Origin of the sequence: Thauera mechernichensis, from assembly GCF_029588855.1 — a bacterium.
Lineage (GTDB): Bacteria > Pseudomonadota > Gammaproteobacteria > Burkholderiales > Rhodocyclaceae > Thauera > Thauera mechernichensis.
Genome location: NZ_JARQZE010000001.1, coordinates 42,670 through 64,967 on the forward strand (window position 1 = coordinate 42,670; position 22,298 = coordinate 64,967).

Here is a 22,298-nt window from a genome sequence, read left to right on the forward strand (position 1 = left end):
AAGCCCCCTCTGGGAAGGGGCTTCAATACCAGGCTCGAGGCTTAGTGCGCGCCGTCGACCGCCTTGGCGCCACGCGGGATACGCACGTCTTCAACCAGCTGCTGGATGTGCTCCGGCGGCTCCTTGGTCACCTTATCGACCGCGAAAGCGACGATGAAGTTCACCAGCGCACCGATCGCACCGAAGGCTTCCGGCGTGATGCCGAAGAAGCTGTTCGGGCCGCCGATCAGATCGACGAACTCGGTGCCCTTCACGAAGAAGATACCCTTGTGAGCGAACACGTAGAACAGGGTGACGAACAGGCCGGCCAGCATGCCAGAGATGGCGCCTTCCTTGTTCATCTTCTTGGAGAAGATGCCCATCATGATCGCCGGGAACAGCGAGGACGCCGCGATACCGAAGGCCAGGGCCACGGTACCGGCCGCGAAGCCCGGCGGGTTCAGACCGAGCCAGCCGGCGAGCACGATGGCGCCTGCCATCGCGAACTTACCGACGAGCAGCTCGTTCTTGTCCGACATGTTGGGGGCGAACACGTTCTTCACCAGGTCATGCGACACCGCGGACGAGATCGCCAGCAGCAGACCGGCTGCGGTCGACAGCGCCGCAGCAACACCACCCGCGGCAACCAGCGCGATCACCCAGTTCGGGAGCAGTGCGATTTCCGGGTTGGCCATCACCATGATGTCGGCGTTGACCGTCAGCTCGCTGCCCTTCCAGCCAGCCTGCTCGGCCTTGGCCAGAACGTCGGCGCTCTTGGTCTTGTCGTTGTAGTACTGGATGCGACCGTCGCCGTTCTTGTCTTCCCACTTCAGCAGGCCGGTCTTCTCCCAGCGCGACATCCAGTCCGGACGCTCGTCGTACTTGAGGCTCGACTCTTCCGCGTACAGGTCGCCATTGCTGGTGATCGCGGTGTTGACCGTGGCGTGCAGGTTGTACTTGGCCATCGCGGCAACAGCAGGCGCGGTGGTGTACAGGATGGCGATGAAGACCAGCGCCCAGCCCGCGGAGTAGCGCGCGTCAGCCACCTTCGGCACCGTGAAGAAGCGGATGATGACGTGCGGCAGGCCTGCAGTACCGATCATCAGCGACACGGTGTAGACGAACATGTTGAGCTTGCTGCCCGGCACCGAGGTGGTGTACTCGGCGAAGCCAAGGTCGGTGACGACCTGGTTCAGGCGATCCAGCAGGGACACGTCGGTACCCACCAGGTTGGCGCCCAGGCCGAGCTGCGGCAGGAAGTTGCCGGTGAGGTTCAGCGAGATGAACACGGCCGGGATGGTGTAGGCCGAGATCAGCACGATGTACTGCGCCACCTGGGTGTAGGTGATGCCCTTCATGCCGCCGAACACCGCGTAGGCGAACACGATGCCCATGCCGAGGTAGATGCCGGTCTCGTTGCTGACGCCGAGGAAGCGCGAGAAAGCCACGCCGACACCGGTCATCTGGCCGATCACGTAGGTGATCGAGGCGGTCAGCAGGCAGATCACCGCCACCGTGCTGGCCGACTTCGAGTAGAAGCGGTCGCCGATGAACTGCGGCACGGTGAACTTGCCGAACTTGCGCAGGTAGGGCGCCAGCCACATGGCGAGGATCACGTAGCCGCCGGTCCAGCCCATCAGGAACAGGCCGCCGCCGTAACCCATGTTGGCGATCAGGCCGGCCATGGAGATGAAGGACGCCGCCGACATCCAGTCAGCCGCAGTTGCCATGCCGTTGGTGACCGGATGCACACCGCCGCCGGCGACGTAGAAGTCGCTGGTGCTGCCGGCGCGCGCCCAGATGGCGATACCGATGTAGAGGGCAAAGGACGCCCCCACCACCAGGTAAGTCAGAGTCTGAAGTTCCATGTCTCCCCCTGTTTATTCTTCGTGGACGTCGAACTTGCGGTCGATCTCACCCATCTTCTTCGCGTAGAAGAAGATCAGCGCGATGAACACGTAGATCGAGCCTTGCTGCGCGAACCAGAAGCCCAGCGGGTAGCCGCCGAGGTGGATCGTGTTGAGCACATCGGCGAAAAGGATGCCGGCGCCATACGAGACCAGGAACCATACGATCATGATCTTGGTCAGGAGGCTCAGCGTGGCTTTCCAGTAGCCTGCTGCATTGTTTTCCATAACGTCTCCTCGTCTGAAGTGAAACTCCCGCGCCGTCCTTCTCCGGCCGCAATACGGCCTGATCCACACGACTGCGGGCGCATTATAGAAACATCAGTCTTACTTATCCCTTACAGCGCCTTACAACAGGCTCCCGCCGCTCAAGCGATCTGCACCGTGTCGGAGCGCCCCTCTCCCCTGTTGTCGACCCAGCTCACGCTCAGCTCATCGCCCTTGGCGCCGCCCTCGAACCTGAACGCCAGACTGGGATTGGCCGACACCGAAGTGCTGAACTCGGCGGCAAGCACCACCCTGTCCTTGTGCCTGACCGTGACCGAGGTAATGAAGTGCGCGGGAATCAGCTCGCCGGACGCCGACCTGCGCTGACCGGTTTCCATGTCGTGCGACATCCGCATGCGAACTTCGGTAATGCCGTCCTTGGCGATGGCGCGGATACGCGTCGGATTTGTCATAGCCTTGCTCTCCTTTTCCAATGCACACTCAGCCGCCGCAGCCGCCGAGGGTCACCCTGACTTCCCGCTTGGCGACGAAGTACTTGCCGTCAGCCCGCACCATGGCCAGCACATTGGATGTCTGCCCCATCTTGATGCTTGTCTGCACGTCGGCCATCGTGCCCGACGCAATCACGAAGGAGGCGGCGACCATGTTCAGGTTCTTCTCGACCATGATCACGATCTGATCGGTGCCGGGCAATGTACTGAGCACACCGACCGGCACCGCCGCACCATCCTCGGCAATGTCAGGGGCGGAAATCAGGATGCCGCCACTCTCGGTCGGCGTGGTGGCGCCAAGCGCGGCGACGACCGCATCCAGGCTCTTTGCGCTGAAGGCCGCCTCATTTCGGGCCGCGTGCGCAAGCTCCGGCCTGATGAAGCCGATGGCCGCAAGCAAGCCGAAAACACCCAAGCCCCCCGCAGCTTTCAGGGCGTCCCTGCGTTGATGATTCATCCTTTCACTCCTTGTCGACCAAGCCTTTCATTGTACCCAGGCCCTTCGGCATTGGCTGCGCCACCCTTGAGCCGAGGATTTCCTCCTCGGCCGATTGGATATACTCTGGCCTGTTACGGCCCAGACCCCAGGACCCGAAAGCGGCTCGCGCCCCATCAGAAGACTTGAACGGCAACCCAACGGAGGAACAACGCAGTGCAACTCAGGATCGCAATCGCCGCACTCGGCCTGGCCGGCCTCGTCGGCACGGCACAGGCGCAGGACGCCGACCCCCATCTCGCCCGCAACCTTGCCGCGACGTGTGCGAACTGCCACGGCACGAACGGCAACGCACAGAAGGGCATGGCGTCACTCGCTGGCGAATCGGCCGAAAAAATCATGAAAAAGCTCGCTGAGTTCCGCTCGGGCGACGCGCCGGCAACGATCATGCACCAGATCGTCAAGGGCTACACCGAGGAACAGCTGGCGCTGATCAGCGAATGGTTCGCCGCGCAGAAATAAGGCTCACAGGGGAACAACGATGATCAACAGACGCGACTTCATCAAGGCCATCGGCATCGCTGCGGGTGGCACCACGCTGACCGGTCTCTCCGGGCTGGCCAATGCGGCAGGCTCGACTGCAAAAGGGCACATCGTCGTCGTTGGCGGCGGCTTCGGCGGCGCCACCGTCGCCAAGTACCTGCGCATGTGGAGCCAGGGCAGCGTGGATGTGACACTGATCGAGCGCAACACGCGCTTCGTCTCCTGCCCGATCTCCAATCTGGTGATCGGCGGCCTGCAGCAGATGGACGACATCACGGTCAGCTACGACAACCTGCGTGAAAACTGGGGCGTCAAGGTGATCACGGACGAGGTGACCGCACTCGACCCCGACAAGCGCATGGTTACCACTGCCAGGCATGGCACGCTGGGCTATGACCGCGTCGTGCTGTCGCCGGGCATCGACTTCATCCCAGGCGCAGTCGCAGGCCTCGACGGCAACGAGGAACTCGTGCCGCACGCCTGGAAGGCCGGCCCGCAGACCGCACTGCTGCGCAAGCAACTCGAGGACATGCCCGATGGCGGCGTGTTCGCGCTCACCATTCCGCGCGCACCCTATCGCTGCCCGCCGGGGCCTTACGAGCGCGCCTGCCTGGTCGCCAACTACCTGCGCGACACCAAACCGAAGTCCAAGGTGCTCGTGCTCGACGCCAACGACGAGATCCAGTCCAAGAAGGGCCTGTTTACCAAGGCGTTCGAGAGCTACGGCGCGCTTCTCGAATACGTGCCCGGCAGCAAGCTCGAGGGCGTGGATGCGGCCAGCCGCAAGGCACGGCTGGAGTTCGACGAGATCAAGGCCGACGTGCTCAATGTCATCCCGCCGATGCGTGCAGGCAATATCGCCGCTCAGGCCGGCCTGCCGCTGATCAACGAGCGCTGGGTCGACGTCGAATGGCTGTCGATGGAAGCCAAGGGCGTGCCGGGCGTACATGTGATCGGCGACGCGATCTTCCCCGCGCCCACGATGCCGAAGTCCGGTCACATGGCCAACCAGCATGGCAAGCTGGTCGCCGCAGCCATTCTGAACCTGCTCGAAGGCAAGGCTCCGAACGCAGCCCCCGTACTGATGAACACCTGCTACAGCTTCGTCGATGACAAGAACGTCATCCATGTTGCTTCGGTTCACCAGTACAACGCCGAAAAGCAGCAGCCGTTGCCAGTAGAAGGCGCGGGCGGCGTTTCGGCTGCAGCCAATGAGCTCGAAGGCAAGTTTGCGATGGGCTGGGCGCGCAACATCTGGGCCGACATGCTCGCCTGACGAGTCACCGCCGCTGCAGGCGCCTCCGCGGCGCCGCGCTGTCATGACGAAGGGGGCGCACGGATCCTGGATCCGTGCGCCCCCTTCGTTTCCGCCCCGAGGCCGTCGCCTTTATCAGTCCAGCGTACTGATGTAGAGCGACACCGCCTTGACCTCTAGTTCGGTGAGCTTCGAGGCGATCGAGTGCATGATCTCGTTGTCGTTGGTGCGCTGACGCTTGTTGAACGAATTGAGCTGGGCCTCGGTGTAGCGTGGCACCTGCCCTGCGAGGCGCGGCAACTGTTCGGTACCCAAGCCACGATCGCCGTGGCAGCCGGCACAGGCCGCCACCCCGGAGAACTCATTGCCGCGATGGAAGACGAAGCGCCCTACCGATGCGAGATCCTTGTCTCGTGCCTCGCGCGGCTTGGTCGGCTTGGTCTCGAAGAACACACCGAGCGCGAGCATTTCGTCCTCGGCAAGATCCTGAACCATGCCACCCATGGTGTCGCTGGCACGCCGGCCGGACTTGAAGTCCGCCAGTTGCTTGGCGATATATTGGTGATGCTGGCCCGCCAGGCGCGGATAGAGCGGCGAAGAACTATCGCCTTCAGGCCCGTGGCACAACATGCAACGCCCCGCATTGATCGCGGCGGCGCGCTCGAGATCGACCTGTGGCAGCTCCCCAGCCGCCGTGGCGAGCGAGGCGAACATGAACATTGACGCCGCGACCGTGATGCTTCTGCCTGCCCTCATTCCTGCACTCTCCTGTTCGCGACAGGACGGCCATCCGCAGCCTGTCAATGGTTCAAGGTTAGCAGAAGCGTCAAACGCGCAGAACGCCTCAGACCGGCGTAAGAAACCGATAGCCGCTCCAGGCGCGGACGGTCAGTCCCAACCCAGCTCGAGAAACCACGGACTCCCGCCCTGAGCCAGTGCCGAGCGCACATAAGGCACCATCTGCGTCGGCAGGCAACGCGGATCATGCCAGTCCAGCGCATCGCACTTGTCCGGTTCGCGGATCTCGGGTCGGCCAGCGAAGGCGTCGGCCCGGACGAAGAAGTCGATCCGGTTGGTGTCCGAACGTCGGTGGACAGTACCGACGTGACGCAGATCGCCCAACTCGACCCTGAGCCCTGTTTCTTCAAGCAGCTCTCGCCTCGCCGCCTCGCCGATGGACTCACCCGGCTCGACATGCCCTCCCGGCAGACTGAACAAGCCGTCGAAAAAGCCGGTGCCCGCGCGCCGCATGAGCAGGATCCCTCCTGCATCCTCGCAGATCACATGAACACCCACGGGAATGCCAGCATGCCTCATCAGTGCTTCCCGGTACTGCCGAATCCGTCGGCGCCGCGTTCGCTCTGGGCGAACTGCTCGACCAGGTTGAAGCCAACCTGCAGCACCGGCACCACGACCAGCTGAGCGATACGCTCCATGGGCTGAATAGTGAAACTCGCCCGCCCCCTGTTCCACACCGACACGAAGATCTGCCCCTGGTAGTCGGAATCGATCAGCCCGACCAGGTTGCCAAGCACGATGCCATGCTTATGCCCCAGTCCGGAGCGCGGCAGCACCATCGCAGCCAGCCCCGGGTCGGCGAGATGGATCGCCAGGCCGCTCGGCACAAGCGTCGTTTCTCCCGGATGGAGGGTGATCGGTGCCGGCAGGCAGGCACGCAGATCGAGGCCCGCAGCACCCTCGGTCGCATAAGCAGGCGGATGGGTCCTGAGGCGCTCGTCGAGCAGCTTCACGTCGATTCGATGCATATCCATTCTCCCTACCCACCGCCAGCCCACGGCCGGGTGAGCGTCAATTCACCACAAAATCCGTCCGCCCAGCCCCCGCGCCGGTCACGCCTGCGGTCTGCAGCCATCGAGCAGGCGCGCAAGATGCGAAACAATCCCATGCGCAAGCTCTGCCTTCGGCGCACGTGGCAGCGGATGGCGGCCGGCGTCGTCATACAGGACCACGGTATTCTCATCACCGCCCATGCCGTCACTCACCAGGTTGCCGACCAGCATCGGCAAACCCTTCCTGCGCCGCTTGCCCTCCGCATACGCATCGAGGTCCCGGCTTTCGGCCGCGAAGCCTACACAGAAGGGGGCGTCCTGCCTGGCAGCCACCTCGGCAAGAATGTCGGGGTTCGGCGTCAGCGCAATCTCGAGCGTCTCGCCGCTCTTCTTGATCTTGTGCTCGGCAACCTCCAGCGGGCGGTAATCGGCCACGGCCGCAACGCCAATGAACACGTCGGCTCCAGGCAGGGCGGCGAACACCTGCTCGCGCATGCCCAGGGCACTCCCTGCGGTGACCCGGCGAACCCCCGCGGGCACCGGCAGGCTGACAGGCCCGCTCACCAGCACAACCTCCGCACCTGCCTGGGCACAGGCGCGCGCAAGCGCGTAGCCCATCTTGCCCGAGCTGATGTTGGTGATGCCACGCACCGGATCGATCGCCTCGAAAGTCGGGCCTGCAGTCAGCACCACCTTGCGCCCGGCAAGCACACGGGGCACGAAAAAGCCCTCCAGACGCTCCACGATCTCCTCGGGCTCCAGCATGCGCCCCATGCCGACCTCGCCACAGGCCTGATCGCCGGCGGCAGGGCCGAACACTTCGACGCCATCCTCGCGCACCTGAGCAAGGTTGCGGCGAGTAGGAGGAGACTCCCACATCTGGCGGTTCATCGCTGGGGCAACGATGAGCGGCACATCGCGTGCAAGGCACAAGGTGCTGATCAGATCGTCTGCCCTGCCCTGCGCGAGCCGGGCAATGAAGTCAGCCGTAGCTGGCGCAACCAGGATCGCATCGGCATCACGGCCAAGGTCGATGTGCGCCATGTTGTTGGGCATGCGCGCATCCCACAAGTCCGTCCACACCGTATTGCCCGAGAGCGCCTGGAAGGTGACGGCAGTCACGAAGCGGGCCCCGCCCTCGCTCAGCACCACGTGGACGTCCGCCCCGGCCTTGCCGAGCAGGCGCACCAATTCGGCCGCCTTGTACGCCGCCACCCCCCCGGTGACACCGACGACGATCCTTCGACCCTTCAACATGATCATGCCATTCGCCTATAATAAAACCCGATACACATATACTGCAGCACCCAACCTGAGGAACGGCCCACGATGGCGATCACCGACTGGCCAGCCGACGAGCGCCCACGCGAAAAACTCATCGCCCGCGGCGCGGCGGCACTGTCCGACGCCGAGCTGCTCGCCATCTTCCTGCGCGTCGGCATTCCAGGCCAAAGCGCTGTCGATCTCGCACGCGGACTGCTGAACCACTTCGGCAGCCTCACCCGGCTATGCTCGGCAAGCGCAACGGAATTCTCGGCCCTGCCCGGCATGGGGCTGGCGAAGTATGCCCAACTGCAGGCAGTGATGGAACTCTCGAGCCGGGCCCTTGCCGAGACCATGAGCGAGCGCGCCCTGTTCGACTCGCCACAGGCCGTACGCGACTGGCTGCGACTCAGACTGGGGCATCTGCCGCACGAGACCTTCTGCGTCATGCTGCTCGACGCCCGCCACCGCCTGATCGTCGCGGTCGATCTGTTTCGCGGCACACTCACCCAGACCTCGGTCTATCCCCGCGAGGTCGTCAAGCTGGCCCTCGCCCATAACGCCGCCGCGGTCGTTCTTGCACACAACCACCCATCTGGCGCCGCCGAGCCGAGCACGGCAGACGAATTGCTCACCCGCAGCCTGAAAGACGCCCTCGACCTGGTCGACGTCCGCGTACTCGATCATTTCGTCGTACCTGCCCACGGCCAGGCCGTCTCCTTCGCTGAACGCGGCCTGCTGTAGGTATTCGCCCCCGCGCAACGGTAAGCGCGCATCGAACCGGCGTTTTTTGTCTCACAGGGCTTGCCATTGGATGGCTGCGTGCATTATCCTCGCACGTTTTCCGCAATCAGAATTCCCTGGAGCATCGTATGGCTCGCGTCTGCCAAGTGACCGGTAAAGCACCGATGGTGGGAAATAACGTTTCCCACGCAAACAACAAGACCAAGCGTCGTTTTCTGCCCAACCTGCAGAGCCGCCGCTTCTGGAGCGAAGGCGAGAACCGCTGGATCCGCCTGCGCGTTTCCAACGCCGGTCTGCGCACGATCGACAAGAAAGGCATCGACGTCGTCGTTGCCGAGCTTCGCGCCCGCGGCGAGAAGCTGTAAGCAACCGAACTGAACGGAGAACGCCATGGCCAAGGGCATCCGCGAGAAGATCAAGCTGGAATCGACCGCCGGTACGGGTCACTTCTACACGACTTCCAAGAACAAGCGCACCACCCCGAACAAGCTCGAGTTCAACAAGTACGACCCGGTCGCGCGCAAGCACGTCCCGTACAAGGAAGTGAAGCTGAAGTAAGACCAAGCCTCGCGGGCAAGCCAGCGAGGCGCGATCCGCCGCCGGGCATACCGTCCGCGGCAGGATCGAAAAGTCACGGCAGATCGACTCCAGCTGCAACGAAAACGGCCATTGCATCAGCAATGGCCGTTTTCGTTACTACACTTTCGCTGTCACTCCCCACCTCGATCGAGGATCTCTCCTCGCCATTGGCGGACCTCCGCTCATGAGGAACTCAAGCGCGCTGGATGTTGGACGCCTGCTTGCCCTTCGGACCCTGCGTGACCTCGAAGGAGACCTTCTCGCCTTCCTTCAGGCTCTTGAAGCCACTCATGTTGATGGCGGAAAAATGTGCGAACAGGTCCTCGCTCCCGTCATCGGGTGTAATGAACCCAAAGCCCTTGGAATCGTTGAACCACTTCACGGTACCAGTTGCCATATTGCTTGAATCCCTCAAAGTTGCTTGATTAGACCGCGACGCCGAAGCAGCCTCGGTCTGTTGCGACGCCGACAAAGACCTGCACAAGCCCCTGATGCCGCTCGGGAACAAGCTTCAGCCCAGTGCGCAAGCAAACTTTTACGCATTCGAACTGGGAGCGTCAACGGCCTTGCAGGCCCATTCGATTGCGCAACGCAGCAACCTCACCCCCATTCAAAACCGGACAACAGCAGAGATTCAAGGCGCTGCATGCACTTGCACCGGTGTCGCGGCGCACTATCGAGTGCTCGCGCGTGACTCCGAAACCACACACTTGGTTCCCCGGGAAGCGCAGGATTCCGCCCTGGATACGGCTGTTGCACTCTGCCCCGACTTCATTAGAATGAGTTTCATGGGTACCCAGAAACGTGACGATTTAGTCCTGGAGGCGCAGCGGACGCGCACCCGTCCGCCGCCGTTATACAAGGTGCTTCTGCTCAACGACGACTACACACCAATGGATTTCGTAGTGCTCGTACTGCAGAAATATTTCGGCATGGATCGCGAACGTGCCACGCGAGTCATGCTCCAAGTCCACAGAGAGGGCATGGGGGTATGTGGCGTCTTCCCAAGAGACGTCGCGACGACCAAGGTTGAGCAGGTCGCCTCGTTTGCTCGTCAGCATCAACATCCGCTGGCATGCGTGATGGAGGAAAACTGAATGATCGCGCAAGAGCTTGAAGTGAGCCTGCACATGGCCTTCGTCGAGGCCAGACAGAAGCGGCACGAGTTCATCACGGTCGAGCACCTGTTGCTCGCACTGCTGGACAATCCCTCGGCCGCGCAGGTGTTGCGTGCATGCGCCGCCAACCTGGACGAACTGCGGCGCGAACTGACCGAGTTCATCAACGAGCACACACCACGTATCGAGGGCAGCGACGAGATCGACACCCAGCCCACCCTGGGCTTCCAGCGTGTGATCCAGCGCGCCATCCTGCACGTCCAGTCCTCCGGCAAGAAGGAAGTGACAGGCGCCAACGTACTGGTGGCAATCTTCGGGGAAAAGGACTCCCACGCCGTCTATTTCCTGCAGAAGCAGAACGTTTCGCGCCTGGATGTCGTCAACTTCATCTCGCATGGCATCGCCAAGGCGCCCCCCCAGGGTGCAGCACCTCAGAGCCGCAGCGAGGGCGAGGCGCCCGAGCAGGACCAGGAGGACAAGCAATCAGGCGGCGCCCTCGACAGCTACACTCAGAACCTCAACCAGCAGGCCCTGGTCGGCAAGATTGACCCGCTGATCGGCCGCGAGAAGGAAGTGGAGCGTGTCATCCAGACGCTGTGCCGCCGACGCAAGAACAACCCGCTGCTGGTCGGCGAGGCTGGCGTGGGCAAGACCGCGATCGCCGAGGGGCTCGCGCGTCGCATTGTGGAAGGGCGCGTGCCGGAGATCCTCGAGAACGCCCAGGTGTTCGCACTCGACATGGGAGCCTTGCTCGCAGGCACCAAGTATCGCGGCGACTTCGAGCAGCGCCTGAAGGCGGTGCTCAAGCAACTCGTCGAGAACCCGAATGCAATCCTGTTCATCGACGAGATCCATACCCTGATCGGCGCCGGCGCAGCTTCGGGCGGCACGCTGGACGCGTCCAACCTGCTCAAGCCCGCACTGTCATCGGGTCAGCTGAAGTGCATAGGAGCGACGACCTACAACGAGTTCCGCCAGATCTTCGAGAAGGATCACGCGCTGTCGCGGCGCTTCCAGAAGATCGACGTGGTCGAGCCCTCGGTCGCGGAGACGGTCGAGATCCTGAAGGGACTCAAGAGCCGCTTCGAGGAGCATCACGGCATCAAGTACTCGAGCTCGGCGCTGTCGAGCGCAGCAGAGTTGTCTGCACGCTACATCAACGACCGCCACCTGCCCGACAAGGCGATCGACGTCATCGACGAAGCAGGTGCTGCGCAACGCATCCTGCCCAAGTCGCGGCAGAAGAAGACCATCGGCAAGAACGAGATCGAGGAGATCGTCGCCAAGATCGCCCGTATTCCGCCCCGAACCGTGTCCAATGACGACAAGACCGCACTCAAGACACTCGAGCGCGACCTCAAGAACGTCGTCTTCGGTCAGAACGCCGCGATCGAGGCGCTCGCCAAGGCGATCAAGATGTCGCGTTCCGGCCTGGGCAACCCTCAGAAGCCCATCGGCTCCTTCCTGTTTTCCGGCCCCACCGGCGTCGGCAAGACCGAGGTTGCCCGTCAGCTCGCCTATACCCTGGGCATCGAGCTGGTGCGCTTCGACATGTCGGAATACATGGAGCGCCACGCAGTCAGTCGCCTGATCGGCGCCCCCCCGGGCTACGTCGGCTTCGACCAGGGCGGCCTGCTCACCGAGCAGATCACCAAGAAACCGCACTGCGTGCTGCTGCTCGACGAGATCGAGAAAGCCCACCCGGACATCTACAACATCCTGCTGCAGGTCATGGACCATGGCACGCTAACCGACAACAACGGCCGCCAGGCGGATTTCCGCAACGTGATCGTCATCATGACCACCAACGCGGGCGCCGAGGCTATGCAGAAATCGGTGATCGGCTTCTCCGCCAAACGTGAGGCGGGCGACGAGATGAACGAGATCAAGCGCATGTTCACGCCGGAGTTCCGTAACCGGCTCGACGCCATGATCTCGTTCAAGGCGCTCGACAACGGCATCATCCTGCGCGTGGTCGACAAGTTCCTGATGCAGCTCGAGGCGCAGTTGCACGAGAAGAAGGTCGAGGCCCACTTCAGCAACGAGCTCAAGGCCTGGCTCGCCGAGAAGGGTTTTGATCCGCTCATGGGCGCACGGCCGATGGCACGCCTCATCCAGGACACGATCCGCTCCGCCCTGGCCGACGAGTTGCTGTTCGGACGCCTGGTCAATGGCGGCAAGGTCACCATCGATCTCGATGACGACGACAAGGTGAAGCTCGTGTTCGAAGAGACCGAGACGGCAACGGCCTGATCGACACCGCCGCCCCCTCGGCAAGGACTGCGAGGCCGCTCCGGTAACGGGGCGGCCTCGCTTTTTTGTATATGATGCCGCCCGGAATGCAGCCTGCGCTGCCTCGCCCACCTGACACTTCTCCCGGGAGCTAGCATGAACATCCAGACAGCCGATCTCTGCGACACCCACGGCGACGCGCTTTCAGTGGTCGCACCGATGTTCTCGTCCTACGGCGGACGAAAGTCGTTCGGCGGCCAGATCGCCACCCTCAAGCTGTTCGAGGACAATTCCTTCGTACGCAAGGCAGTGGACAGCCCCGGCGCCGGCCGCGTCCTCGTTGTAGACGGTGGCGCGTCGATGCGCTGCGCCTTGGTGGGCGACCAGCTCGCCGAGCTTGCGGTGAAGAACGGCTGGGCAGGCATCATCGTGTACGGCTGCATCCGTGACTCGGCCGCGATCGGCCAGATGGATCTCGGCGTATTCGCGCTCGGCACCCACCCGCGCAAGACGGTAAAACGTGACGTCGGCGAGGTCGACGTCCCCGTCACCTTCGGCGGCGTCACCTTCGTACCCGGTCACCATGTCTATGCGGATGAGGACGGAGTCGTCCTGTCGCCAAACGCCCTGCTTTGAGCACTGAGTGAGCCGCCTCCTGACTGAGGCGGCTCACAAGCACCTCGAATCGACTTGCAGCGCAACACAGGACGGACGTGAACCCATTTCACTGTACCGATCTTCTTTTCACATCACGAAACATACATCACAACGCACTGTATTTAAAGTATAAATTTTTTTCTTATGTCTTATATAAGACATATTGCTGCTGCGCAGAATGCCGCCTATACTTCCACTCCATCTGCACGGCCCTTTCTCCCTCGAAGACGCCCGCAGTCCGGATAGGAGCCCGGTGCCTGAGCCGGCCCCCGATGGTTGAACCCTTCTGCTCTCTAAAGGAAGCATCATGACTCTGACCCGCGAACAGCAAATCGCCGCCCTCGAAAAAGACTGGGCTGAAAACCCCCGCTGGAAGGGCGTCAAGCGCGGTTACACCGCCGCCGACGTGGTCCGCCTGCGCGGCAGCCTGCAGCCCGAGTACACCCTGGCCCAGCGTGGCGCCAAGGTGCTGTGGGAGAAGGTCAACGGCGGCGCCAAGAAGGGTTACGTGAACGCCTTCGGTGCCATCACCGCCGGTCAGGCCATGCAGCAGGCCAAGGCTGGCCTGGAAGCCGTGTATCTGTCCGGCTGGCAGGTCGCCGCCGACGGCAACACCTCCGAAACCATGTACCCGGACCAGTCGCTGTACGCCTACGACTCGGTGCCGACCATGGTTCGCCGCATCAACAACACCTTCAAGCGCGCTGACGAGATCCAGTGGTCGCGTGGCATCAACCCGGGCGACGAAGGCTTCATCGACTACTTCCTGCCGATCGTGGCCGACGCCGAAGCCGGTTTCGGCGGCGTGCTGAACGCCTTCGAACTGATGAAGAACATGATCGCCGCGGGTGCCGCAGGCGTTCACTTCGAAGACCAGCTGGCTGCTGCCAAGAAGTGCGGCCACATGGGTGGCAAGGTGCTGGTGCCGACCCGTGAAGCCATCGAGAAGCTGATCTCCGCGCGTTTCGCCGCCGACGTGATGGGTGTGCCCACCCTGATCCTGGCCCGTACCGATGCCGAAGCCGCCAACCTGATCACCTCCGACTACGACGCCAACGACAAGCCCTTCCTCACCGGTGAGCGCACCCAGGAAGGCTTCTACCGCGTCAAGAACGGTCTGGAGCAGTCCATCTCCCGTGGCGTGGCCTACGCCCCCTACGCCGATCTGGTGTGGTGCGAAACCGGCGTGCCCGATATCGGCTTCGCCCGCGAATTCGCCCAGGCCGTGCTGGCTGCCTGCCCGGGCAAGCTGCTGTCGTACAACTGCTCGCCGTCCTTCAACTGGAAGAAGAACCTCAACGACTCGCAGATCGCTTCCTTCCAGGAAGAGCTGTCGGCGCTGGGCTACAAGTACCAGTTCATCACCCTGGCCGGTATCCACGTCAACTGGTACAACACCTTCAAGTTCGCCCACGCTTACGCTCGCGGCGAAGGCATGAAGCACTACGTCGAGATGGTCCAGGAGCCGGAATTCGCTGCTCGCGAAATGGGCTACACCTTCGTGTCCCACCAGCAGGAAGTCGGCACCGGTTACTTCGACGAAGTCACCACCGTGATCCAGGGTGGTTCGTCCTCGGTCAAGGCGCTGACTGGCTCGACCGAAGAAGAGCAGTTCCACTAAAAGGCCGTGCGCGCCCGGCGCCCTCGCGGCTCCGGGCAGGCATGACGAGAAGGCCACCGCACTCGCGGTGGCCTTCTCGCTTCTGCCGCAGGGTGACCGAATCTTCAGCCGCGTCCCGGTCCCATGCCGCTACCGTCACGCGGACCGCCATGCATGCCCCCTTTCATGCCACGCTCGCCCTTGCGCCCCATCTTCTCGAACTCGGCATCGAAAACGGTCTTCTGCGCATCGCTCAGGCTTGCATAGAACGTCTCGACCGACTTGCGCGCTTCGGCCAGTTCGACCTGGCGCAGCTTGCTCATCTCTTCCATGCGCTGCATGCGCTCGATCGCCGTCTTCGGCGGCTCGGTAGCGCGACGCTCTGCCATCTGGCTTGCCATGCGCTCGGCGCGCACCTTCATGTCGTTCTTGAAGGTGACAAATGCCGGCTTTTGCTCTGCGGTGAGTGCAAGTGCAAGCTCAAGACGAGCCATGTGCAGCTCGGCACGCTCGGTCATCCGCGCCTTCATCTGCTCAGGCGCCATCTGTGACCAGCCGGCCTTGCCGCCGCGGGGACCGTCCCCCATGCACTGCCCGCCTCCCCAGGCCAGGGCGGCGGTCGTTCCAAGCGCACCGGTCGCGATGAGGGCAGCGGCAAGCGAGTTCTTGATCCAGGTCTTCATGATTAATCTCCAATCAGGTTCGGGAAGGGACTTGCCCTTCTGAGGGCGCCCATCCGTTCGGGCGACGGAGCCATTACAGCACCCGCGTGTAAGCGGCGTTTGTCCAGGCACCGGGGTTTTGCAGCCTCATGTCTCAGAGGCCGGAGCAGATACGCTGGGATACAAAACGAAGCGCCCGAGACCTTAAGATGCGCGCATTGGAGAAGCCAAGATGAGCCAGCAAGACCATATCCTGATCGTCGACGACGACCGCGACATCCGCCACCTGCTTGCCGATTACCTCGAGAAACAGGGCTTGCGCTGCACCACTGCCGCCGACGGACGCGAGATGAAGGCCGCGCTCGAACAACACCGCATCGACCTCATCGTGCTCGACGTGATGATGCCCGGCGACGACGGCCTGACGCTGTGCCGCAACCTGCGCGCGGGCGGTGGGGCGCATGCCGGCACCCCCATACTGATGCTGACCGCGCGCGGCGAGGACATGGACCGCATCATCGGCCTGGAGATGGGCGCTGACGACTACCTGCCCAAGCCCTTCGTGCCACGCGAACTGCTCGCGCGCGTGCGCTCCGTGCTGCGCCGGACCCGCGCACTGCCGCCCAATCTCGACGCATCGCCTCCCGCCAATGCGCGTGCGCTGCACTTTGCCCACTGGCAACTCGATACGGTCAACCGCCACCTCGTCGACGCTGACGGCACCGTGGTGCCCCTGTCCGGCGCAGAGTACCGGATGCTCAGCGTGTTCCTGTCTCACCCGCAGAAAGTGCTGTCGCGCGACCAACTGATGGAACTTACTCAGGGGAGAGAGGCCGACATCTTCGATCGCTCGATCGACCTGCTGGTAAGCCGGCTACGCCAACGCCTGGGCGACAACGCCCGCGAATCGAGCATCATCAAGACCGTGCGCAACGAAGGCTACGTGCTCGCGACCGAGGTAAGCATCGCCGCCGGCACGACGAGCACAAAGGCATGAAGATGCCTTGGCCGCGCAGCCTCTTCGCCCGCCTGATGCTGATCTGGCTGGTGGGCATGACGCTGGTGCTTGCGGTCAGCCTTGCGCTGTTCGTCGGCGAGCGCGAGCGCATCGGACGCAGCGCCCTGTTCGAGGGCATTGCCCAGGAAATAGCTGCCGCGGCCGACCTGCTCGACCGCATGTCGCCCCCCGAGCGCGAACGCTGGATCGACGAGTTCGGCCGCCGCCGCCTGCGACTGAGCCTGCGGCCCGTCAGCGACGATCGACTGCGGTCACTGGCTACCGACCACCCCTTGCACCTTGCCCTGCGCACGGCCATGCCTGACCGCCCGTTCTCCATCCTCACCGTGTCCAGGGGCGACCGACCGCACCCGATGCTGCTTGTCAGCCTGCAGCTTCGCGACGGCGGCCACGTCCAGGTGCGCCTTCCCAACATCCCCCCCGCGCCGCCGCTCCACACCCCTCAGCCCGGACGCCTGTTCGCAGCCTTGGCTGCGCTCATCGTCGGCGTCGGCCTGCTGACATGGCTTGCCGTCCGTCTCGCAACCCGTCCGCTGTCGCGCATGGCCGCCGCCGCGCGCGCACTCGGCGAAGACCCCGCACGCGCGCCCATGGACACGCGCGGCCCGACCGAGGTGGCGCAGGCGGCCACGGCCTTCAACCAGATGCAGCAGCGCATCGCCGAACACGTTACCGAGCGCACCCGCATTCTTGCAGCCATCTCACACGACCTGCAGACACCGATCACCCGCCTGAGACTGCGCGCGGAGATGGTCGACGACGAGGCCCTGCGCAGCCGCATCCAGTCAGACCTCGACGCGATGCAGGGCCTGGTGCGCGAGGGCCTGGCCTATGCCCGCAGCCTGGACGAACGCGCACCGGCACAAGCCGTCGAACTCCTGCCGCTGCTCCATGCCCTGGCCGAGGACGCCCGGGACATGGGCTGGACGGTCAATGTCCCCGACTCGCCCGGTGTCCGTGTGGAAGCCAACCCTTCGGCCTTGCGTCGGGCGCTGTGGAACTTGATCGAGAACGGTATCAAGTTCGGCGGCACGGTCGACATCGCACTCACCAGACACCCATCAGGCGCCTCTGCCAGAGTCGCCATCGCCATCCGCGACCATGGCCCGGGCTTGCCAGAAGCGGAGCTGGAGAAGGTGTTCGAAGCCTTCTACCGTACAGAGGCCTCGCGCAACCGCGAAACCGGTGGCACCGGACTCGGCTTGGCCATCACCCGCAACCTGCTGCATGGTCAGGGTGGCGAGGTCAGCTTGCACAATCACCCCGATGGCGGGCTGGTCGCCACTGTGGCGCTGCGCGCCCTGTAGCAGGCCGCCAGCGCTTCGAAGGCGCTCCGCTCGGCATCCGTACGGGCCTGGCTCCAGCCCCGCTGCCGCGCCATGACTGCAGCCACGCCGGGCGCGGCACGACGTGCTGCCTCGGCATCCAGGAACAGGCAGCGACTGCGTCGGGCCAGTACGTCCTCCACCCCAAGCGCCAACCCGGCTCGCACGGCATGACGCACCTCTTCGGCAGACGGCACGAAGGGCGATGCGCAGACGCCGTCCTCAGCCCCCAAAGCCGCCTCCCCGTGCATATCTGGCCGCCACAGCCCACCGCTGTCGAGTCTCAGCCTGTCGGTGACGGAGGGTCGATGGGCGAAGCCCGCGACCTCCTCGGCCACGTCTACGGCATGCTCGGCCATGCTGCGGTAAGTCGTCCACTTCCCGCCCAGGACGCTGACCAGCCCGTGCTCCGACACATCGACCCGATGCTCACGCGACAGGCTACCGGTAGCGGCCACGGCACCACCTCCGAGCAGGGGGCGCAGGCCGACGAAAACGCTGCGCACGTCCGCGCGCGTCGGCGCGCGTCGCAGGTAGCGTCCGACCGTCTCGAGCAGGAAGTCGATCTCGCCCGCCATCGGCTCGGGCTCCTCAGGCAGGTCGTCACGCGGGGTGTCGGTGGTGCCGACGAGGACCCTGCCCTGCCAGGGGATGAGGAAGACCACCCGGCCGTCATCGGTATGCGGCAGGAGCACCGCGTCCGCTCCGGACAGGAAGTCCGCGTCGATCACGATATGGACGCCCTGGCTCGGACGCAGCTGCTGCGGCGCATCGGGCCTGAGCATGCGCATCACGTTGTCGGACCACACGCCGGTGGCATTGATCACCGCGCGCGCGCCCAGCCGATACGTTCGCCCGCTCTCCCGCTCACGTACGGTGAGGCCGCCTATCCTGCCGCCATCGAGCGCGAACGATTCGAGCGCGCAGTGATTGAGCACCAGCGCGCCATGCAGGATGGCTGTGCGCGCGAGCGCAACGGCGAGCGCCGCGTCGTCGAACTGCGCGTCCCAGTAAGCAACGCCACCCAGCGCCCGCTCCGCGCGCAAGGTGGGCATGGCCGTGCGGACATCGGCCGCGGACATGAGCCTGCAGCGCCCAAGGCCGTCGGCGCCGGCGAGCAGGTCGTAGAGACCAAGGCCGAGCCCCATCCACGCCCGCTCGCTCCAGCGCTGCGTCGGCACAACGAAACGCAGCGGGTGCACCAGGCCTGCGGCATTGCGCAGCAGGCGCCCGCGCTCGACGAGCGCCTCGCGCACCAGCGCCAGCCTGCCCTGGGCCAGGTAGCGCACGCCGCCATGAATGAGCTTGCTCGACCGCGAACTGGTGCCGGCCGCAAAGTCACGCGCCTCGACAAGCAGGATGGAGTACCCACGCGCGGCCGCGTCCAGTGCACAGCCGAGGCCGCTCGCACCGCCGCCGATGACCACGAAGTCCCAGGTCGACGATGCGTTCATCCTGGCGAGCAATGACGCGCGTACGAAGACCTCTCCGTTTTCGCGCGACTGCGTGTACCCCACCCCGCTCAGCTCCCCGCCCAGCCGCGCGCGCATGTAACCGCGCGCGCCCAGCGCGCACGCGCCGCACCGCGGCGGTCCGCCCCCCAACGCGGCTCGAAGCGACGGTCGAGCCGCCACCCAGCCTCGATCTCGTGGGCATCCGCCCACAGCCCGCAGCCGAGCGCCGCCAGACAGGCTGCACCGTAGGCTGTGGTCTCGAGCAGGCGAGGACGCAGCACCGGTACGCCGAGCAGGTCGGCCTGCATCTGCATGAGCAGGTCGTTGGCCGCCGCCCCGCCATCGACGCGCAGTTCGCACAGGGGCGCGGCACCGTCCCGCGCCATGGCCTCGACCAGGTCGGCGGTCTGCGCGGCAATGGCCTCGAGCGCAGCCCGTGCGATGTGCGCTGCCCCGCTGCCGCGCGTCAGCCCGAGCAGGGTGCCGCGTGCATTCGCATCCCAATACGGCGCCCCCAGGCCGGTGAAGGCCGGCACCATCACCACCCCGCCGCTGTCGGCCACGCTGGCAGCGAGAGCCTCGACCTCGTCCGAGCGGCGTACGATCCCGAGCCCGTCGCGCAGCCACTGCACGATCGCCCCGCCCATGAACACGCTGCCCTCCAGGGCGTAGCAGACCCCGCTCCCCCCGACCCCCGACCAGCCCACCGTGGTCAGCAGGCGGTTGCGCGAGGCCACTGCATGCGCGCCGGTGTTCATCAACAGGAAGCACCCCGTACCGTAGGTGTTCTTGGCCATGCCCGGTGCAAGGCAGCCCTGACCGATCGTCGCCGCCTGCTGGTCACCGGCAATGCCGGCGATCGGGATCGCGGCTCCGAACACGCGGGCATCTGTTTCGCCGCATACGCCACTGCTCGCCACCACCCTGGGCAACAACGGGGCGGGGATGCGGAAGCGCTCGAGCAGCACGGGGTCCCAGTCCAGGGTGTGGATGTTGAACAGCAGCGTGCGCGCGGCATTGCCGGGGTCGGTCAAATGCAGCCGGCCGCCGGTAAGATGCCAGACCAGCCAGCTGTCGATGGTACCGAAGGCCAGCTCACCCCGCTCCGCACGCGCACGCGCGCCGGGCAGCGTATCGAGCAGCCAGGCGAGCTTGGTCGCCGAGAAGTAGGGATCGAGCTCGAGGCCGGTGCGCGCGCGCAGGTCGTCCGCCCAGCCCTGGGCGCGCAGGCGTTCGCACTCGGCGGCCGTGCGCCGGTCCTGCCACACGATTGCCGGCGCCAGTGCGCGGCCACTGGCGCGCTCCCACAGCACGGTCGTCTCGCGCTGGTTGGCGATGCCGATCGCCGCCACCTCGCCGGCCCGGATACCGGCGTTGGCGAGCGCCTCGCGCGCACAGTCGAACTGGGTGCGCAGGATGTCCTGGGCATCGTGTTCGACGCGGTCGGGCGCCGGAAAATGTTGAACGAACTCGGCCTGCGCCACGCCGCGTACCCGGCCCCCCGCATCGAACACCATCGCCCGCGAGCTCGTCGTCCCCTGGTCCAGGGCAAGGAGATATGCCATGTCGCCTCCGCACGCTAGGTTTGCCGTCACCCCTGGCTGACAGACTAACCCCGCTGCGCCAAGGCGACCACCCCGGGAAAGCCACGATATGGTTCAATGCGCCACCGTATCGCTGCAGCGCAACACCCGCCATGCCCGCCATCTGGATGATCGTCTCCTGCTTCCTGTTCGCCTGCATGGGCGTGTGCGTGAAGCTCAGCTCGGGCAGCTTCTCGACCGGCGAGATCGTGTTCTACCGCGGCGCAGTCAGCATGCTGATGATGGTGGCGCTGGCGGCCCTGCAGGGGCAGCGCCTGACCACGCCGCACTGGCGCATGCACCTCTCGCGCAGCCTGTCGGGTTCGCTCGCACTGTGCTGCTACTTCTTCGCCATCGGCTTGCTGCCGCTGGCCACGGCGGTCACGCTCAACTACACCTCGCCGATCTTCGTCGCCCTGTTGCTGGCTGCTTTTTTCGGCGAACGCCTGCGCTGGCCGGTCCTGCTTGCAGTGCTGGTCGGCTTTGCCGGCGTCGTCATCCTGCTGCGCCCCACCCTGCAACCGGCGCAGTGGCTGGGCGCCGCCGCAGGCCTGGGTTCGGGTGCAGTCGCCAGCCTCGCCTACATCAGCGTACGTGAGCTCGGACGCGTGGGCGAACCGGAGGTGCGAACGGTATTCTGGTTCTCACTCACCACCACGCTGATCGGCCTCGGCTGGGCCCTGGCCAGCGGCGTGCACCGCCCTGACGGCATGCAGTTGCTGACCTTGCTCGGCGTCGGCGTGTTCGGCGGCCTTGCCCAGCTGGCAATGACGCGCTCGTACCGCTTCGGCCGCACCGTGGTGTCAGCCAACCTGAGCTACGCAACGGTCGTGTTTGCGAGCCTGTTCGGCATGCTTTTCTGGGGCGAACTGATGCCGCCCTCCTCGTGGCTGGCGATCGCACTGATCATCTCGAGCGCCATACTCATCTCGTTCGCCACCCGCAAGGCGCGCTGAACACGGCAGCGAGACTCGCAAGGCCCCATCCGCGCGCCGTCACGATTGAGCCCGGGCCTGCTCGGGACTATAGTTGAGCCATCCCCGAGCCATAGCAAGGAGGCAGTGATGATCAACACCGAGCATACCGACAAGATGGTGGCAGTCGCCGTCTTCGGCGAATTCACGCTGGCCGACTACAAGGAATTCGAGGAACTGGTCAATTACAAGATCCAGTTCTCCGGCACGGTCGACCTGCTCTTCGACCTGCGTGAGATGGCAGGCTTCACCCTCGACGTGGCCTGGGAGGAGATCAAGTTCTCGCGCCAGCATGCGCACGATTTCCGCCGTATCGCAGTGCTGACCGAGGACCAGTGGCTGACCTGGAGCGCCTGGGTCTCGCAGCTCTTCGTCGATGCCGAGGTGCGTGTCTTCGACGATGAAGGCGAGGCGCGCGCCTGGCTGGAGGCAGATGCAGCCGCAGAAGCGGCTTCCTGAC

The 22,298-nt window shown here is 64.6% G+C and carries 25 protein-coding genes; 13 read left to right on the top strand and 12 right to left on the bottom strand.

The features are described from left to right. Positions 1-41: 41 nt before the first annotated feature. From P7F68_RS00235 to soxY, 4 genes are all read right to left on the bottom strand, one after another. Positions 42-1,847 (bottom strand): sodium:solute symporter family protein, encoded by a 1,806-nt coding sequence (locus P7F68_RS00235; RefSeq protein ID WP_277829693.1) that lies wholly within the window; start codon positions 1,845-1,847, stop codon positions 42-44. 12 nt (positions 1,848-1,859) lie between these two features. Continuing rightward, positions 1,860-2,114, bottom strand: a complete 255-nt coding sequence (locus P7F68_RS00240; protein ID WP_002924454.1) for a DUF4212 domain-containing protein — start codon at positions 2,112-2,114, stop codon at positions 1,860-1,862. A gap of 140 nt (positions 2,115-2,254) precedes the next feature. Further along, the gene (soxZ, locus tag P7F68_RS00245; protein WP_002938210.1) at positions 2,255-2,566 is read right to left on the bottom strand and encodes a thiosulfate oxidation carrier complex protein SoxZ; all 312 of its coding nucleotides are present in this window, start codon (positions 2,564-2,566) and stop codon (positions 2,255-2,257) included. A 28-nt stretch (positions 2,567-2,594) separates the two neighbouring features. Further along, entirely contained in the window at positions 2,595-3,062 is a 468-nt protein-coding gene (soxY, locus tag P7F68_RS00250) for a thiosulfate oxidation carrier protein SoxY (protein WP_002938213.1), read from the bottom strand. Positions 3,063-3,257: 195 nt separating this feature from the next. Between soxY and P7F68_RS00255 the strand changes: the two genes are divergently transcribed. Beyond that, positions 3,258-3,563, top strand: coding sequence for a c-type cytochrome (locus P7F68_RS00255; RefSeq protein ID WP_002938219.1), 306 nt, complete (start codon positions 3,258-3,260; stop codon positions 3,561-3,563). Between the two features lie 19 nt (positions 3,564-3,582). Further along, the gene (locus P7F68_RS00260) at positions 3,583-4,860 is read left to right on the top strand and encodes an NAD(P)/FAD-dependent oxidoreductase (RefSeq protein WP_002924467.1); all 1,278 of its coding nucleotides are present in this window, start codon (positions 3,583-3,585) and stop codon (positions 4,858-4,860) included. A 114-nt stretch (positions 4,861-4,974) separates the two neighbouring features. Here P7F68_RS00260 and P7F68_RS00265 read toward each other — a convergent pair whose 3' ends face one another. The 4 genes from P7F68_RS00265 to coaBC all read right to left on the bottom strand — a co-directional run bounded on the left by P7F68_RS00265 (position 4,975) and on the right by coaBC (position 7,892). Then, on the bottom strand, positions 4,975-5,595 hold the full coding sequence (locus P7F68_RS00265) for a c-type cytochrome (RefSeq protein WP_277829701.1): 621 nt from the start codon (positions 5,593-5,595) through the stop codon (positions 4,975-4,977). A gap of 132 nt (positions 5,596-5,727) precedes the next feature. Then, on the bottom strand, positions 5,728-6,156 hold the full coding sequence (locus P7F68_RS00270) for an NUDIX hydrolase (protein WP_002924472.1): 429 nt from the start codon (positions 6,154-6,156) through the stop codon (positions 5,728-5,730). Next, the gene (gene dut / locus P7F68_RS00275) at positions 6,156-6,605 is read right to left on the bottom strand and encodes a dUTP diphosphatase (RefSeq protein WP_002924474.1); all 450 of its coding nucleotides are present in this window, start codon (positions 6,603-6,605) and stop codon (positions 6,156-6,158) included. The genes P7F68_RS00270 and dut overlap by 1 nt, the downstream gene beginning before the upstream one ends. Before the next feature lie 84 nt (positions 6,606-6,689). Further along, on the bottom strand, positions 6,690-7,892 hold the full coding sequence (gene coaBC / locus P7F68_RS00280; protein WP_277829704.1) for a bifunctional phosphopantothenoylcysteine decarboxylase/phosphopantothenate--cysteine ligase CoaBC: 1,203 nt from the start codon (positions 7,890-7,892) through the stop codon (positions 6,690-6,692). 66 nt (positions 7,893-7,958) lie between these two features. On the opposite strand from coaBC, the gene radC reads away from it, so the two are divergent. The 3 genes from radC (at position 7,959) to rpmG (ending at position 9,194) form a co-directional block, all read left to right on the top strand. Beyond that, the gene (gene radC / locus P7F68_RS00285; protein WP_002924476.1) at positions 7,959-8,636 is read left to right on the top strand and encodes a RadC family protein; all 678 of its coding nucleotides are present in this window, start codon (positions 7,959-7,961) and stop codon (positions 8,634-8,636) included. Between the two features lie 128 nt (positions 8,637-8,764). After that, positions 8,765-9,001, top strand: a complete 237-nt coding sequence (rpmB, locus tag P7F68_RS00290) for a 50S ribosomal protein L28 (protein ID WP_002924478.1) — start codon at positions 8,765-8,767, stop codon at positions 8,999-9,001. A 25-nt stretch (positions 9,002-9,026) separates the two neighbouring features. After that, positions 9,027-9,194 (top strand): 50S ribosomal protein L33, encoded by a 168-nt coding sequence (gene rpmG / locus P7F68_RS00295; RefSeq protein WP_002924480.1) that lies wholly within the window; start codon positions 9,027-9,029, stop codon positions 9,192-9,194. A gap of 214 nt (positions 9,195-9,408) precedes the next feature. Here rpmG and P7F68_RS00300 read toward each other — a convergent pair whose 3' ends face one another. Beyond that, a complete protein-coding gene (locus P7F68_RS00300; protein ID WP_002924494.1) occupies positions 9,409-9,612 on the bottom strand; it encodes a cold-shock protein in 204 nt (67 codons plus the stop codon). Between the two features lie 391 nt (positions 9,613-10,003). Here P7F68_RS00300 and clpS point away from each other — a divergent pair, with 391 nt between their 5' ends. The 4 genes from clpS (at position 10,004) to aceA (ending at position 14,843) form a co-directional block, all read left to right on the top strand. Continuing rightward, positions 10,004-10,312: an ATP-dependent Clp protease adapter ClpS gene (gene clpS, locus P7F68_RS19900; protein ID WP_002924497.1), complete on the top strand. Its 309-nt coding sequence runs from the start codon at positions 10,004-10,006 to the stop codon at positions 10,310-10,312. Further along, the gene (gene clpA, locus P7F68_RS00310) at positions 10,313-12,586 is read left to right on the top strand and encodes an ATP-dependent Clp protease ATP-binding subunit ClpA (protein ID WP_002938229.1); all 2,274 of its coding nucleotides are present in this window, start codon (positions 10,313-10,315) and stop codon (positions 12,584-12,586) included. 135 nt (positions 12,587-12,721) lie between these two features. After that, the gene (gene rraA, locus P7F68_RS00315) at positions 12,722-13,201 is read left to right on the top strand and encodes a ribonuclease E activity regulator RraA (RefSeq protein WP_002938230.1); all 480 of its coding nucleotides are present in this window, start codon (positions 12,722-12,724) and stop codon (positions 13,199-13,201) included. Between the two features lie 328 nt (positions 13,202-13,529). Then, positions 13,530-14,843, top strand: a complete 1,314-nt coding sequence (gene aceA / locus P7F68_RS00320) for an isocitrate lyase (protein WP_002924505.1) — start codon at positions 13,530-13,532, stop codon at positions 14,841-14,843. A 104-nt stretch (positions 14,844-14,947) separates the two neighbouring features. Here aceA and P7F68_RS00325 read toward each other — a convergent pair whose 3' ends face one another. Next, positions 14,948-15,505 (bottom strand): Spy/CpxP family protein refolding chaperone, encoded by a 558-nt coding sequence (locus P7F68_RS00325; RefSeq protein WP_277829721.1) that lies wholly within the window; start codon positions 15,503-15,505, stop codon positions 14,948-14,950. Between the two features lie 211 nt (positions 15,506-15,716). Between P7F68_RS00325 and P7F68_RS00330 the strand changes: the two genes are divergently transcribed. Together P7F68_RS00330 and P7F68_RS00335 are read left to right on the top strand one after the other, a co-directional pair. Continuing rightward, positions 15,717-16,481, top strand: a complete 765-nt coding sequence (locus P7F68_RS00330) for a response regulator (protein ID WP_002924509.1) — start codon at positions 15,717-15,719, stop codon at positions 16,479-16,481. Continuing rightward, entirely contained in the window at positions 16,478-17,809 is a 1,332-nt protein-coding gene (locus P7F68_RS00335; protein WP_277829725.1) for an ATP-binding protein, read from the top strand. The genes P7F68_RS00330 and P7F68_RS00335 overlap by 4 nt, the downstream gene beginning before the upstream one ends. On the opposite strand, the gene P7F68_RS00340 is transcribed toward P7F68_RS00335, so the two are convergent. Both P7F68_RS00340 and glpK read right to left on the bottom strand, forming a co-directional pair. Beyond that, entirely contained in the window at positions 17,761-19,377 is a 1,617-nt protein-coding gene (locus P7F68_RS00340; RefSeq protein ID WP_277829726.1) for a glycerol-3-phosphate dehydrogenase/oxidase, read from the bottom strand. The genes P7F68_RS00335 and P7F68_RS00340 overlap by 49 nt on opposite strands. Next, a complete protein-coding gene (gene glpK / locus P7F68_RS00345; RefSeq protein WP_277829728.1) occupies positions 19,350-20,846 on the bottom strand; it encodes a glycerol kinase GlpK in 1,497 nt (498 codons plus the stop codon). Before glpK ends, P7F68_RS00340 begins: the two co-directional genes overlap by 28 nt. A 131-nt stretch (positions 20,847-20,977) precedes the next feature. Between glpK and P7F68_RS00350 the strand changes: the two genes are divergently transcribed. Then, complete coding sequence (locus P7F68_RS00350) at positions 20,978-21,820, top strand: DMT family transporter (protein ID WP_277829730.1); 843 nt, start codon at positions 20,978-20,980, stop codon at positions 21,818-21,820. Positions 21,821-21,928: 108 nt separating this feature from the next. Then, on the top strand, positions 21,929-22,297 hold the full coding sequence (locus P7F68_RS00355; RefSeq protein ID WP_002924517.1) for a SpoIIAA family protein: 369 nt from the start codon (positions 21,929-21,931) through the stop codon (positions 22,295-22,297). The last annotated feature ends 1 nt before the right edge of the window (position 22,298 follow it).